The sequence below is a fragment of the Photobacterium sp. SP02 genome (assembly GCF_038519165.1).
Lineage (GTDB): Bacteria > Pseudomonadota > Gammaproteobacteria > Enterobacterales > Vibrionaceae > Photobacterium > Photobacterium halotolerans.
Map to the genome: position 1 here is coordinate 1 of NZ_JASJOJ010000080.1, position 14193 is coordinate 14193.

Annotated in this window: 17 protein-coding genes; 11 read left to right on the plus strand and 6 right to left on the minus strand. The window is 48.5% G+C overall.

Annotated elements, in window-relative coordinates; all coding sequences use genetic code 11:
- The 6 genes from P0Y67_RS20675 to P0Y67_RS20700 all read left to right on the plus strand — a co-directional run.
- Positions 1–196 (plus strand): hypothetical protein (locus P0Y67_RS20675; RefSeq protein ID WP_342393372.1); only part of this gene is annotated, 196 nt, incomplete at its 5' end.
- A gap of 135 nt (positions 197–331) precedes the next feature.
- Complete coding sequence (locus P0Y67_RS20680; protein WP_342393373.1) at positions 332–952, plus strand: hypothetical protein; 621 nt, start codon at positions 332–334, stop codon at positions 950–952.
- A 58-nt stretch (positions 953–1010) separates the two neighbouring features.
- The gene (locus P0Y67_RS20685) at positions 1011–1613 is read left to right on the plus strand and encodes an imm11 family protein (RefSeq protein WP_027253186.1); all 603 of its coding nucleotides are present in this window, start codon (positions 1011–1013) and stop codon (positions 1611–1613) included.
- 125 nt (positions 1614–1738) lie between these two features.
- Entirely contained in the window at positions 1739–2296 is a 558-nt protein-coding gene (locus P0Y67_RS20690) for an imm11 family protein (protein ID WP_342393374.1), read from the plus strand.
- Positions 2296–2661, plus strand: coding sequence for a hypothetical protein (locus P0Y67_RS20695; RefSeq protein WP_342393375.1), 366 nt, complete (start codon positions 2296–2298; stop codon positions 2659–2661). Before P0Y67_RS20690 ends, P0Y67_RS20695 begins: the two co-directional genes overlap by 1 nt.
- A 2-nt stretch (positions 2662–2663) precedes the next feature.
- Complete coding sequence (locus P0Y67_RS20700) at positions 2664–3287, plus strand: hypothetical protein (RefSeq protein ID WP_342393376.1); 624 nt, start codon at positions 2664–2666, stop codon at positions 3285–3287.
- A 48-nt stretch (positions 3288–3335) separates the two neighbouring features.
- On the opposite strand, the gene P0Y67_RS20705 is transcribed toward P0Y67_RS20700, so the two are convergent.
- Complete coding sequence (locus P0Y67_RS20705; protein ID WP_342393377.1) at positions 3336–3944, minus strand: sugar O-acetyltransferase; 609 nt, start codon at positions 3942–3944, stop codon at positions 3336–3338.
- Positions 3945–4129: 185 nt separating this feature from the next.
- Here P0Y67_RS20705 and P0Y67_RS20710 point away from each other — a divergent pair, with 185 nt between their 5' ends.
- Both P0Y67_RS20710 and P0Y67_RS20715 read left to right on the plus strand, forming a co-directional pair.
- The gene (locus P0Y67_RS20710; RefSeq protein WP_342393378.1) at positions 4130–4990 is read left to right on the plus strand and encodes a hypothetical protein; all 861 of its coding nucleotides are present in this window, start codon (positions 4130–4132) and stop codon (positions 4988–4990) included.
- A gap of 26 nt (positions 4991–5016) precedes the next feature.
- A complete protein-coding gene (locus tag P0Y67_RS20715) occupies positions 5017–5601 on the plus strand; it encodes a DUF6151 family protein (protein WP_342393379.1) in 585 nt (194 codons plus the stop codon).
- A gap of 192 nt (positions 5602–5793) precedes the next feature.
- Here P0Y67_RS20715 and fecE read toward each other — a convergent pair whose 3' ends face one another.
- The 5 genes from fecE to P0Y67_RS20740 all read right to left on the minus strand — a co-directional run bounded on the left by fecE (position 5794) and on the right by P0Y67_RS20740 (position 11620).
- Positions 5794–6561 carry a Fe(3+) dicitrate ABC transporter ATP-binding protein FecE gene (fecE, locus tag P0Y67_RS20720; RefSeq protein WP_161446380.1) on the minus strand — a complete coding sequence of 256 codons (768 nt, stop codon included), beginning with the start codon at positions 6559–6561 and terminating at the stop codon, positions 5794–5796.
- A 5-nt stretch (positions 6562–6566) separates the two neighbouring features.
- Positions 6567–7529, minus strand: a complete 963-nt coding sequence (gene fecD, locus P0Y67_RS20725; RefSeq protein WP_342393380.1) for a Fe(3+) dicitrate ABC transporter permease subunit FecD — start codon at positions 7527–7529, stop codon at positions 6567–6569.
- Positions 7526–8527 (minus strand): iron chelate uptake ABC transporter family permease subunit, encoded by a 1002-nt coding sequence (locus tag P0Y67_RS20730; protein WP_161446378.1) that lies wholly within the window; start codon positions 8525–8527, stop codon positions 7526–7528. Before P0Y67_RS20730 ends, fecD begins: the two co-directional genes overlap by 4 nt.
- Entirely contained in the window at positions 8524–9426 is a 903-nt protein-coding gene (locus P0Y67_RS20735; RefSeq protein ID WP_342393381.1) for a Fe(3+) dicitrate ABC transporter substrate-binding protein, read from the minus strand. Before P0Y67_RS20735 ends, P0Y67_RS20730 begins: the two co-directional genes overlap by 4 nt.
- A gap of 88 nt (positions 9427–9514) precedes the next feature.
- Positions 9515–11620, minus strand: coding sequence for a TonB-dependent siderophore receptor (locus P0Y67_RS20740; RefSeq protein WP_342393382.1), 2106 nt, complete (start codon positions 11618–11620; stop codon positions 9515–9517).
- 303 nt (positions 11621–11923) lie between these two features.
- Here P0Y67_RS20740 and P0Y67_RS20745 point away from each other — a divergent pair, with 303 nt between their 5' ends.
- From P0Y67_RS20745 to P0Y67_RS20755, 3 genes are all read left to right on the plus strand, one after another.
- Positions 11924–12991: an endonuclease/exonuclease/phosphatase family protein gene (locus P0Y67_RS20745; protein WP_342393383.1), complete on the plus strand. Its 1068-nt coding sequence runs from the start codon at positions 11924–11926 to the stop codon at positions 12989–12991.
- Between the two features lie 95 nt (positions 12992–13086).
- On the plus strand, positions 13087–13686 hold the full coding sequence (locus tag P0Y67_RS20750) for a DJ-1/PfpI family protein (RefSeq protein ID WP_342393384.1): 600 nt from the start codon (positions 13087–13089) through the stop codon (positions 13684–13686).
- 3 nt (positions 13687–13689) lie between these two features.
- On the plus strand, positions 13690–14193 hold a 504-nt coding region (locus P0Y67_RS20755), incomplete at its 3' end, for a PhzF family phenazine biosynthesis protein (protein WP_342393385.1).

The following is a 14193-nucleotide window of genomic DNA, read 5'->3' on the forward strand; positions in this document are numbered from 1 at the left end:
GGTGCTGGATCAAGTGCCTTTAGAAAAAAGATTGGTTTTTCGATTGAGAGAAGACCCAACATTTCTGTTTCATGAATCTGTCGTTGCAGCCCTCAGTGCCGCTGACCTCAGTGGCTTAGGCTTCCGCCGTGTCGATAGCTGGTCTATCGGATCTGCCTTTGAAGACGACGACGATGATTTTTATGATGATTTGTAATCGCTATAAATAATGTGATTAATGTCGGCCCCTTCACTGGGGCTTTAATGATGGATACGGCTGAATGTAATAAACTTTGATTCAGAGGCCTGGGGCTAGTCAGGTTCATCTGGAAGTTACATGTATGGTAATAATATGAAATATGACAGTCAGTACTATATTTTGAGAGAAAATCATGAGTCAGGCGCATATATGTTAGATATGGCGGAGGATTCTGATGAAGGGTTAGACCATTTAATGTCTCTATGGTCCTTGAAAAATCATGTTCTTGGCCCTGGCGTTGTTGAAATTACAGAAGGTAATCGTGCCAAATTTCAACCGTGTGACTATCATGAAACCGCAGAACAATTGGTTTCTGAAAAATTCAGGCAAGTTCTGGCACCGTTTAACTTACCTGGCGTGGACTTTTATCAAACCAATATCGTCAATGGCGATAAAATTTGGTCAGAACACTATTATATGCATATCTGGAATCATCATAAAGCAATCCATCATGGAAGATCAAAAATAGATGGTACTTATGTTGATGATGATTTCACGTTAGAGGTATTGTCGTTGGATGAAAATGTATTAGATAAAATTCCCTTAGAAAAACGATTAGTATTCACATTGGAAGAGAAGCCTAAATTCTTATTTCATGAAACAGTTGTGCAAGCACTTCGTGAGGCGAATATCACAGGTTTGAGTTTTATTCGTGTTAATGAGTGGTCTATCGGATCAACATTCGATGATGATGAACTTTATGACAGTCTTTAGTAGTACAAAGCTTAAAAAATTAAATCGGTAAATTTGAAGCTATAGGATATGTGGCAAAATGAAATATGACAGCCAGTACTATATATTGAGAGAAAACCATGAGTCAGGCGAATATATGCTTGGACATACTGAGGGTACTGATGAAGGGTTATTCCACCTGATGTCATTACGTTCAATTAGTCGTCGAGTTTTAGGGCCAGGAAAAGTGAAAGTGTATGATGGTGATACATCAAAGTTTTTCCCTTGTGATTACCATGAAACTGCAAAACAATTAATTTCAGAGCGATTTAAAAAATCTTTGTCACAATTTGATTTACCTGGTGTTGATTATTATGAGGCTCATATCATTAATGATGGTAAAGTGTGGAAAGAGCATTACTTTATGCATATCTGGAATCATCATAAAGCAATCCATCATGGAAGATCAAAAATAGATGGTACTTATGTTGATGATGATTTCACGTTAGAGGTATTGTCGCTGGATGAAAATGTATTAGATAAAATCCCCTTAGAAAAACGATTAGTATTCACATTGGAAGAGAAGCCTAAATTCTTATTTCATGAAACAGTTGTGCAAGCACTTCGTGAGGCGAATCTCACAGGTTTGGGTTTTCAGCGGGTAGATGAATGGTCAATACACTTATATAATTGTAAGAAATGAAAGATACAATGATTTAATTTAATTGTAATGAAGTTGAATCTATTAAGTGTTGTGGTTAGGGGGGAATTTATATACCTGAATATTATTTTAATGATATAAGTATTCTTGATAAAGTTGGTGGGTAAATGGACTATTATGTTCTAGAAGGAGGGTTTATTGAAGATGAGGCTTCATTTTATTTTGATGAAGATTACATCGATATCCTTGATTATAGCCAGATAGGGGTTCTGTTCTATAACTCTCCGCCTAAAGTCTATATCGATGATCAATATAGCGAAAGAGGAATGTCAGATGTTCTTAAGGCGCTTGACTTATTGCCTATACAAAATATTGTAGACATACTTACGTCTAATTATATTCGTGGGGTGCAATTTTTTCCTGTTTTAGTTAATAATGACGGAAAGTTATATAAAAATTATTATCACATGAATGTTTTTGCTTCATATCCATTACTCAATGAGTATGCCTCCGAAGCAAGGAGATACAGTAATTATTGTGAAAGCTACAAAACAGTTACTCGAATGGTAATTGATTCAAAAAAATTAGCTAAGTCCAATATTGTTCATGATGTCTTTAGAGTAAAGGAACATTGCTGGAAAATTATTGTTAACGAAAAAGTTAAGTTGATTTTAAGTCAGCTAAATGTATCAGGAGTTAGATTAACACCTGTGGAGATCATCTGATGGAAAAATGGATCAAACAAAGCTTTCAACAACCGGGTCTGCTAGCGGAAGTAGCAAAGACAAAATTTTATTCAGACGAGCCAAAAGTTATCCTTGATTTTACTCTTTTCCCTGGCATGTACATTAGCGATGAATTAGAGATTACTGAGAATATCGATACCCTGCCGGCTATGGTGCGTTTCGATGAAGAGGATTGGGAATACGAGTTTGTTCAGGCGAAACCCTTGCATAAGGTCGCGAGTGCCATTCAATCCGGAGAACAAGTTTGTTTGGCCTATGATGATGAGGCATTATATTTTCATCCAGATTTGGCGCATAAGATTCAGCATGCAGATCAACATATTCGGATTCATCGGAAGTTGTAATCATGAAATACGACAGTCAGTACTATATTTTGAGAGAAAATCATGAGTCAGGCGCATACATGTTAGATATGGCGGAGAATTCTGATGAAGGGTTAGATCATTTAATGTCTCTATGGTCTTTTAAAAATCATGTTCTTGGCCCTGGCGTTGTTGAAATTACAGAAGGTAATCTCGCCAAATTTCAGCCGTGTGACTATCATGAAACCGCAGAGCAGTTGGTCTCTGAAAAATTTAGGCAAGTTCTGGCACCGTTTAACTTACCTGGCGTGGATTTTTATCAAACCAATATCGTCAATGGTGATAAAATTTGGTCAGAACACTATTACATGCATATCTGGAATCATCATAAAGCAATCCACCATGGACGGTCAGAAATAGATGGCACTTATGTAGATGATGATTTTACGTTAGAGGTGTTATCATTGGATGAAAATGTACTAGATAAAATCCCTCTAGAAAAACGATTAGTATTCACATTGGAAGAGAAGCCTAAATTCCTGTTCCACGAAATTGTTGTGCAGGCATTTCGTGAGGCTAATCTTACAGGTTTGAGTTTTCAGCGAGTAGATGAATGGTCAATTGGTTCGGCCTTGGAAGAAGACGATGATATTTATGACGATTTGTAATAGAGAAAACGATATCCGTTGTCAGCAATGATGTTTAAGGATGGACATTTACTCTTTTAACCCTAATTGCTGATATAACGCCTGAATCTCTTCTTCTGTGGGTAATTGACCATGATCTATGCTTCTGAGAACCTTGCATGGGTTACCGGCAGCGATCACATTTGAAGGGATGTCTTTCACCACGATACTGCCTGCGCCAATCACTGTGTTATCGCCAATCGAAACCCCTCCCAGCACAATGGATCCAGCGCCAATCCACACATGATTGCCAATCGTGATGGGATCGCCACAGGCATAGGGTTGTACCCGTTCTGATAACAGAACCGGATGGCCGGCGGCACAAAGCTGAACGTTTGGGCCTATCAGCACATGGTCGCCAATAGAGACGGGTGCAATATCCAGCACAATCAGACCGTAATTAATAAACCCGCCTTTACCAATCGAGAGGTTGCTGCCCATGTCGCAGCGAAAGGGCGGTTCAATATGTGTGCCCTGGCATTGTTTGAGGATCTTGCTCAGGATGTCTTGCCGTTTTTGCTGCTCACTGGGGCGCGAGTGATTAAAGTCGTACAGCAATTCTCTGCAGGCGATTTGATGATCAATTAACGCCTGATTGATGAGCAGTTTGGTACTGAAATCGTTGAGCTTATCCGGCATTGACTCGTCTCTTTCACTGGCAGGTTGTAACACTATAACTGAGGACAGCCAAAATGTGTCTGTCCGGGATAAGTTGAAATCGTTGAGTTGAGGAAATGTGCATCGTCGCACATTAACCTTAATACAATGCGATGTTATGCATCATGGTTGTTATAGTGGACTCTTCTTAGTAGCGAGAATCTGATGTGTTATCTATCCTATTGTATTTAATTGTTTTAACGCTTTCTTTTGATGGTGCCGCTTCATCTAATCAGTTGCAGTTGCCTGAATGCGAAATGACGGACGTCGTAGATACCCCGATTACCTTTTTTGTGTCGAAAGATGCGATGGAGGATTATTCGCCGTTTGTCAGGAGCGGTATTATCGACAGTTGGATACAAGCATCTAACCAGATTCTGAAAAACTCTTGCGTGCCTATGCGTCGTACATTTCATCAGGTTGTGGTTGCTGATGAACTGAATCTTGTGGAGTTTGATGAGATTACACTTGTACACGACTTGCTTGAGTACCATCACTTTGAGCAGATTGAGGCGTCCGCGTCCAGACCCAATCATTATTATGGCGTGCTGTTCAGTACTAAGCGATCTACAAACACATTACCGGAACAGTGCGGCATGACATATGTGGATGTTTACCCTCAGTTCTTTATTGCTGATTTAGCCTGCAGCAGTGACATACTTGAGCATGAACTAGGACACCTGGCCGGTGCCGAGCATGATATAGATACTCTCTCAGATCAGATAGATGTGCGAATAGATGAATTGAAAGAGATCACGGCATTACATCAGCAACACGCATTCCGGCCTTATGCATTTGGTTATAGATGTGGTGGGAAAGGTACTGTGATGGCCTATGCAGATGAGTGGCTGCCTGTTTATTCAAGCCCGGATATTACCTACAAAGGGATAGCATGTGGCGGTGCAAAGTTTGCGAATAATGCAAAGCGTCTGAGAGAGTATGCCTTACAGTTGCAAGAGCGGATGGTGTCGGATTTGAATGCCAGTATGGCCGACGTCAAAGCAAACCCGTCAGCGACAACACAATAAATATCATTGAACAGGGAGAAAGCAGCATGGCGACAATTCAGCTGAGTTGTGAATGCGGTCAGATACAGGGAAAAGCCGATGTGCCCACGCCGTCGTCCGGCAACCGCGTGGTGTGCTATTGCAAAGATTGTCAGGCATTTGCCGAGCAGTTGTCGCCTGAACGGATACTCACGGCACATCGGGGTACGGCGATTTTTCAGCTCAGTCCGGCCAGTGTGCAATGGACAAATGGCAGTGAGCACATTCGCTGTTTACGGTTGACGCCGGAAGGCTTATTTCGCTGGTATGCCGGATGTTGCAAAACGCCGATAGCAAACACCCTCAAGCCCAGTTTTCCTTTTGTGGGCTTAATCGAAAAAGTGATAGCAGCACAAGACAGAACGGAAGAGCGCCTTGGCCCGGTCCGTGCGCATGCCTACCCGCAACATGCCAACCCGCGATTACCTGAAGACATACTGCGGAATAACCGTGTCTGGCCGATGATGATTCGCGTATTGCTGAAAATTCTGAGCTGGAAGCTAACCGGGAAAGGGCGCCCGAACCCCTTTTTTGATCGCCATGCGCAACCTATGAGCCAGCCAGAGATTGTGAGTAAAAAAGCGGATGAATGATGAGTCATTGTGAAGCGGATCTAGCTGAAATATCCCCAGTGTGAAAACACCTTCTAAACTCAATACTTAGGGCAGGAAGCACTACCTTCCTGCATGGGCCGAATGGTGAATGTTGGGTTTCAGAGCAAATAGTCCCAGTTGGGTACACATGAAACTGGCAATGCAGTGAGCCGACCCGAATTTTATCAACCCCTAACGCACAACGCACATGGGTGTGGCTGCAATTGGATCCTGATGAATTTCAGCATCCAACGCAAAGACGTTGGATAAAAGCTCCGCCGTTAATATTTCATCTGGTGTACCTTCCGCCACTACGTTGCCGGTTTGCATCACAATTAAGTGGTCACAGTAGCGACAGGCCTGATTGATGTCATGCAGCACAGTTACAATGGTTTTGCCTTGCTGGTTGAGTGTACGTAACAGTTTCATCAGTTCCACCTGATGATTGAGGTCCAGATAGGTCGTCGGTTCATCCAGCAGGATATAATCCGTGTCCTGCGCCAGTGTCATTGCCAGCCAGACCCGCTGACGCTGTCCGCCGGACAGATCAGTCACCGGACGTTCAGCAAAAGTGATTACCCCTGTTGCCGTCATTGCTTGTTCAACCAGCACACGATCCTGTGCCGACAGTTGTCCCCAGAAACCTGTATAAGGACTTCGACCATAAGCGACCGCCTCCCGGACACTGACACCTTCTGGCGGCTCTTGAGATTGAGGAAGCAGTGCCAGTTGCCGGGCCAGTTGACGCGATGGTATCTGTGAAATGCTTTCCCCCTGCCAGAGTACATGGCCGGTTTCGGGCGTCAAAATCCGGGATAAGGTTTTTAACAGAGTCGATTTGCCACAGCCATTCGGGCCTAATAATGCGGTGATCTTGCCTTCAGGAATCGCCACATTCACTCCCTGAATGATCGGGCCTTTGCCATAACCCACGGTCAGGTTATTTGTTGTTAAGCGCATGTGGTTTATCTCATTTTCACTAATAAATACAAAAAGTAGGGCACCCCGATGATAGCTGTCATTATACCGGCGGGAAGCTCCAGCGGTGGATCAATGGTACGTGCCAGTAAATCGGCCACCAGCAGCAGTAATGCTCCCACCAGCATTGCTGTCGGCAGCAGGATCTGATGGCGGCCGCCAACGAGCTGGCGTGCCAGATGCGGTGCCACTAATCCCAGAAAGCTCAGGGGGCCGCATACCGCAACTGCTGCGGAAGTCCAGGCCACTGCCACCAGCAATGCGCCGACCCTGACCCAGAACACCGAAATACCCAGGCTGGTTGCCCGCTCATCACCCAGCGTCAGCAGATTCAGCGCATGGCTCAGCCACAGTACAACCGGCAATAAACACCACCATGGCCAGAGCATCGCCAGTTGTGACCAGCCTCTTCCCCACAAACTGCCGGTCAACCAGAGCAAGGCATTATTGATTTCAAGAGGTTGTGTCAGCATCAGGAAATCAATGGCGCTGCCGTACAATGCGGCCAGCGCTACACCCGTAATGGCTAAGCGTACCGGTGCCATTTTCCTGCCGCACACCAAGGCTAAAATCACGGCGGAAAGCAACCCTCCGGCCAGTGCGGCGCCCGGCAGCCAGTATACCGACAGGGTGGGAAACAGTGTCATCAGTGCTACGGCTGCCAGCCCGGCACCATGGCTCACACCAAGAATATCCGGTGATGCAAGCGGATTACGTATCACTCCCTGAATCAGTACACCGGCACTGGCCAGCATTGCGCCCACCAGCAACGCAATAAGAATGCGTGGAAAGCGGTATTCGAACACAGTGAAATAGTGCTCGCTGGATGCCACAAAGCCGTGGCTGACCTGAGCAAAAGTCAGATTTACGGCGCCCCAAAGTAAGCTGCCCAGTGCCGAAAACATCAGGAGCATTAAAAGAAATGCAATGGGTCGGAGAGGGTGGCTCATGGTTGTTTCCTCACTAAATACAAAAAGTAAGGCGCTCCAATCAGGGCCAGTACCGCACCTGCCGGTGTCTCGGTCGGGAATACGACAGCCCGGCTGAGAATATCGGCGGTCAGTGTCAGGGTTGCGCCCAGAAGCATGGCAACAGGCAACATGATGCGATGATCGTAACCCACCATCAGCCGTGCCATGTGCGGTACTACCAGCCCGACAAATGCAATCGCGCCGACATTGGAAACACTGATACCCACCAGTACCAGCACCGCCAGGCCGATCAGCGCACGCAGCGCGGTCAGGTTCACGCCGAGGCTCTTCACGCGCTCATCGCCCATTGCCAGCAGATTGATTTTCGGTGCCAGCAGCACACTCAGACTCAAGGCACTGATCAGCCACGGCCAGCTCCACTGCAAGGTTTCCCAGCGGACATTGGCAAATGACCCGGCAAGCCAGGTCATTACGCTGGCCGCCTGATCTTCTACCAGAATGACGCTGGCTTTGGTCAGCGCCCCGCACAGAGCTGAAATTGCGATCCCCGCCAGAACCAGTTGGCCACGTTCAGCGCCCATTTTCCAAGCACCGCCGAGTATCATCACCAGCACCCAGGCACTCAGGCCGCCGAGCATAGCAGCGACCGGGCCAGTTACCGGAGAAGAAACGGCAAACACGGTTGTCACCAGTGCCATGCCTAACGCGGCACCGGCGTTCACACCAAACAAACTGGGTGAGGCCAGCGGGTTTCGGGTGAGTCCCTGCATTAACGCACCGGCGCAGGCCAGGCTGGCCCCGACCAATCCAGCTTCCAGCATCCGTGGTAAACGAATATCCTGCACTATGATATGGGCCACTTTTTGCCAATCCGGCTGGTACAAAGCTTCAATCGCATCACGTCCGGAAACCGGAACCGGGGAAAAGGTAAATAACGACAACCAGGCTACGGTTGCAAAAAGCAACAGCAGGGTGAGCATGACACTCGCGAATTGCCGGCGATGCGATCCCTTCATGGCAACTGAACCAGATTTACCAGATCGGCCGCCATGTATTCGGCTGCTAAAATGCCCCGGCAACGTGCCCACATATTGCCATCGACACTGACCACATGCTGGTTGCGTACCGCATTCAGCACTTGCCAGAGTGGCTGCTTTTTCCATTGGTCAACTAGGGTATTGGCAGTGTAATCCCCGACAATCAGGTAGTCCGGGTTTAGCGCCAGCAATTGCTCCAGGCTGATTTGGCGAGACGCATTTTCATGTTTCAGCATGGCGGGTGATGCCAGTCCCAGTGCGGCGATTACTCCACCGGCATACGAGTCGGAAGCGTGCGCATAAAAACCATTTTCGCGAGCTACGCCAAATTGCACACTTTGCCCGCGCAGTGAAGTGAGTTGTTGCGCGTAGTGCTGCATCAACTGGTCATGTTGCTTCAAACGTGTTGCCATCTGCTGAGCTTTACCGATTACCTTACCGATAATGGCAGCCGACCTGAGGTTATCCTGATAGGTTTCCCGACGTGAGGGTAATAATAAGGTTGGCGCAATTTTAGTGAGGTCCCGATAGACGGCCGAATGGCGATCCACATCCGCAATAATTAAGTCCGGCTTGAGTGATGCAATCACTTCCAGGCTTGGCTGAGATCGGGTCCCGACAGATTGCCAGGCTGCCAGCTTTTTACGCACGGCCGGCAGTATCCGGCTGGGGTCATTATCGTCTGCAATGCCGGCCGGACTGACATCCACCGCCGCCAGGGCGTCAACAAAAGAAAACTCCAATGCGACAATCCGGCTGGCCACAGTCTCCAGGGTAAATTCCCCCTGACTGTCTGTGACGGTCACCGCCGAAGCAAAAAAACTTATCGTCCCGCCGATCAGCGCTGTGATCCATGCAGCCAAAGAAAACCATTTCATTGTCGATACCTGTAATTATCACTATCCAAGATCAGAATAAACGCTGCCTAAAACAGCGAAGGTCTGGCATATCGCCAGACCTGTAGTATTAAAAATCGTAACTTGCGGTGAGGTAAAGCCGGCGCGACTCGCCAGGAAAATGCCCGGTCCGGTCAATAAAGCCACTGACGGCGTATTCCTTATCAAACAGATTCTTCACATTGAGCTGGAACTGCCAGTCCTGCCAGTGAGTCTGCCACGAAGCATCGAACACTGTGTATGGCTTTACGATTTGACCACTTTGGTTATATTGCTTGCTGACATAGTCGGCGCCAAAACCAATGGCAGAGTTAAGTACGACAATATCGTAGCGCGTCCAGAGGCCAAGCTGTTGATGCGGCGCATTGGCAAAACGGCCGTCTTCGCCATCTGCCACACCGTCATAGGCTTGTTTCACTGCCACATCGTTGTAGGCGTAGCTGAGGTTTGCGGTCCAGTTTTCGGTCAGATCTGCCAGCACATCTATTTCTGCACCCTGGCTGCGCACTTTGCCGTAAGCCACTGAGCGATCAGTATCTGCCGGATCGGTCTGCAGAATGTTTTCTTTGATGATGCGGTAGAATGCCAGGTTGACGTTGACGGCATTATCAAGCCAGTAACTGCGCAGTCCCGTTTCATACATCAGGCTCTCTTCCGGGTCGAAAGGCCCACCGTTTGAGGCGGCCTGACTGGCGGCATTCTGCGGCACAAAACCGGTCGCGACGACCGCATAAGGGTGCAGCTGTTCACTGATTTGGTAGGTCGATCCCAAACGGTAAGACCAGCCCGTTCCTTTGTATTCGCTGACCGTGTTTTTCACCTGATCAGTGACCTGATCCTTGAAGCCATCCAGACGAAGGCCCGCCAGGACATTCCAGCGCCCGGTGATGTCCCACTGGTCCTGGACGTACACACCGTAGCGTTCCGACTCAGAAGCGGTTTGTTTCGCCAGCGACAGCTGATAGCTGGCCGGATCATTGCCATAGGCTGGATCGTTCAGGCTCAGCCCGGTGACGCCATCTTTTTCTTTGGCCCGGTAGTAAACATAATCTTCATCAATGCGATAGTAATCGCCACCCAGTAATAGCGTGTGATCACCCAGCTCTGCAATCAGGTTAGCTGTGAGCGACCCCGCTTTGTTTTGACGAATCTGATCACGGTATTCACGTTTGCTCCAGTCCCGGATACCGTCACTGTCGGTATCGACCAGACCGGCCGGTTCATGGTATTTCTGCGTTTCGTTATTTTCGTAATAACGCAGGGTCACATCGCCGCTCAGCCAGTCGTTCAAATACTGATCGACACGCACCTGATACACTTGCGCGTCTAAGTCCTGATAATCGGAGGCTTCGTTGGCATTCCAGTCAATGTCGGCCAGGAAGTTACCCTGATCATCTGCCGGCACCCCACGTAAACGGGCCCCGCCATAGTGCTGCTGGATATCAGTCAGCTGTGCCGTCACTGTGGTTTGGTTTGTGATATCCCAGGCATAGCCCAAGTCGATGATTCGGTTACGGACATCGGTATTTTGGCGAGACGGGTTTTCATGATCCTGATAAATGCCGACACGGTAACGCTGAGATTGCTCTGCGTTCACTGAACCTGACAGTTCAACGCTGCCGCTGACAAAATCCTGATTTCCCCCCGTGACCGAGACACGTCGCTGCGTGTGGTAGGTCGGTTTTTTGGTGACATAGTTCACCACACCACCGGGTTCACCACTGCCTGTTACTGCCGCCGCGGGCCCTTTGAGAACTTCTACCTGCTCGATATTAAACAACTGAGGGATCGCAAATCCATTAAACGGATCCCCGCGAACCCCATCGTACAAAATCTCGTCCTGACGGAAGCCACGGAACGTCACACCGGAATAAGAGTACTGGCTCACACCACTGATAGAGCGGTACAGGTCAGTCACCTGGCGCGCACCCTGATCCTCAATCAGCTGTTGCGGCAGCACCTGAACGGATTGCGGTGTATCGTCGATTGCTGTTGGGGTTTTGGTGGCAAAGCTGGTTTCCTGCGCCCGGTACATGGACAGTGCCCGACCATATACGGTAATCGTTTCGGTATCTTCCGACGTCGTGGATTGTGTTGTATCTGCCGCAAAAACCGGCACGGTATAACTGGCTATTGCAGCCAAAAGCAGTGATTGGTATCTGGCATTCGCCTTCATTGTGTTTGCTTATTATAAGTTGTCATTGAAGGTTCGGGAATCTAACTGAGTTTAATTCTCATTACAATATATTTATTGACAAAAGGCATAAATAGAATTCGATTTTGCCATTGGCTGAATGATTGCGGCAACAGAGTGCCTGATAGGGCTATTAACCGGTCAGAGAAAAGTGAACCTGGCACTCAAGTTGATGCTGAAATATCCCCAGCGTAAAAAACACCTTCTAAACTCAATACTTAGGGCAGGAAGCACTACCTTCCTGCATGGTCCGAATGGTGAATGTTGGGTTTCAGAGCAAATGTTATGGTTGATGCGCTAACGTTTCTGACGTTGTTACTTGTTATTGCCACGCTGCTTCCCTTATGGCGGCATCCGCACTGGCTGGTGCGCGGCTGGGATTTTCCTCGTCTGCAACTGGCGGTATTTGCTTTGTTTTTGCTGATTGCTAATGCTTTTGCTCACGCACACTGGCTGGTTATTGTGGTGTGCTTTGTGTGTCTGGGCTGGCAGTTGTGGTGGATTTTGCCTTATACGCGGCTCTGGCGTCAGGAGGTGAAGGCGGCGAACGGTGAGAACGGGCATAGGCGGTTGCGCATCATCACAGCCAATGTGCTGACACCGAACCGCCAGGCGAATAAGTTAATCACATTGGTGCATCAGTATCAGGCCGATGTGCTGGTGACGCTGGAGTCGGACGACTGGTGGCAGTCTCAGTTGGATACGCTTGAAACCCAATTGCCTTATACCATGAAGTGTCCCCTGGATAATCTCTACGGCATGCATGTTTATGCCCGGTTTCCTTTAGAGGATACCAGTGTTGAGTTTTTGATCGAAGACGATGTGCCTTCCATGCATGCGTTGCTGGTGCTTCCCTGTGGCGAAAAAATCAGAATGCATTTTCTGCATCCTGCGCCGCCAAGCCCGACTGAAAATCCGGCCTCGGCCGAACGGGATGCCGAGTTGATACTGGTGGCACGCAGTGTATCTGACAGCGCACAGCCGATTATTGTGACCGGTGATTTGAACGATGTTGCCTGGTCGTCGACCACGCGGTTATTTCGAAAGATCAGCGGCTTACTGGACCCGCGTGTGGGGCGGGGAATGTTTAATACCTTCCATGCCGACTATCCGTTTCTGCGCTGGCCTTTGGATCACATCTTCCACAGCCACCATTTCAGACTGCGCCAGATCCAGCGTCTGCCGTCTATCGGATCGGATCATTTCGCTTTATTTACTGAGCTGTATCTTGAACCGTCTGCCGCACAAAAGGAGAACGGCCTGCAAGCTGAGGCGGAAGATGAGGAGTGGGCGGAAGAGATTATTCAGGAGCAGAATGTCAGCGATGAAAATGTGCCGCGTCCGGGACAATGAACCGGGTGAATTCGGGCTGGCAACTGGCTGTTAAATCAGGGTAATCTGTCTTTCGTTAATCTAGCGTATCACTCCGCTTTGCAAAGGATGCTGCAATGAAAATAGCCATACTGACTTTCGAAGGATTCAATGAACTGGATTCGCTGGTTGCTTACTCAATACTGAATCGGGTCAAAGGCGAGAACTGGCAGGTGCAGATCACCAGTCCCACGCCGACAGTAACCTCAATGAATGGACTAACCATCTCCGCCCACCAACCTCTGTCCTACGCCAATCAGGCCGATGCAGTCATCATCGGCAGCGGGTCGCTGACCCGGCAGATCGTTGCCGACCAATCACTCATGAGCACATTAACGCTGAACCCGCAAAAACAGCTGATTGCCACTCAGTGTTCTGGTGTGCTGCTGTTGCCGGCATTAGGCATTTTGGATAACGCGTCTGTCTGTACCGACCTGACCACACAGCCCTGGGCGATGGACGCCGGATTAGTGGTGCTTGAGCAGCCTTTTCATGCATCCCAGTCGGTCGCAACAGCAGGAGGCTGTCTGGCATCTCAGTATCTTGCCACCTGGCTCATCGCGAAATTAGCGAGTGTGGAGGCTGCTAAAAACGCAATCCACTATGTGGCTCCGGTCGGAGAGAAAGAAGACACGGTAAATCGTTGTTTGTCTGTTGTTGAACCCTATCTGGACTGAAAGATGCATATTTATAACGTATTTGGTAAGCGCAAGGATGTGGGCGGTAATCTGATGGCGATCTCTGAAGTACCGGAAAATCCGATGGATTCTGGTATTCCTGTCACTGTTGTGATTTCGCCCAGCGAGCAAGCTGATGTCCGGTTTCGTTTTTTTTACCCGGACTCAAAAGAAGCGCCGATTTGCGGTCACGCACTACTGGGTGCGGCAAGCCATATTGCCCAGGCTGCGTTTCGTGTCGAAACCGGGGCGGGCATCAGCGACGTACGAAAATCCGGAGATGTGGTCAGCGTCAGCATGGCCTTGTCGACCGCTGTCTCCCCCGATTTTACCGGTCAACCTGAACCAGGCTGGTTTGGCCTGGAGGCCAGCCAGATCCTCAAAGCCGGGCTCTATAGTGCCGGTAAACCCAAATGGTGTATCGAACTGAAAGACATCTCCGCCCTGAACGCCGTCCGTTTTGATCTGGATGCTGGGCCTGGGGGTATGGGTGCTGTTGGGAGAAGT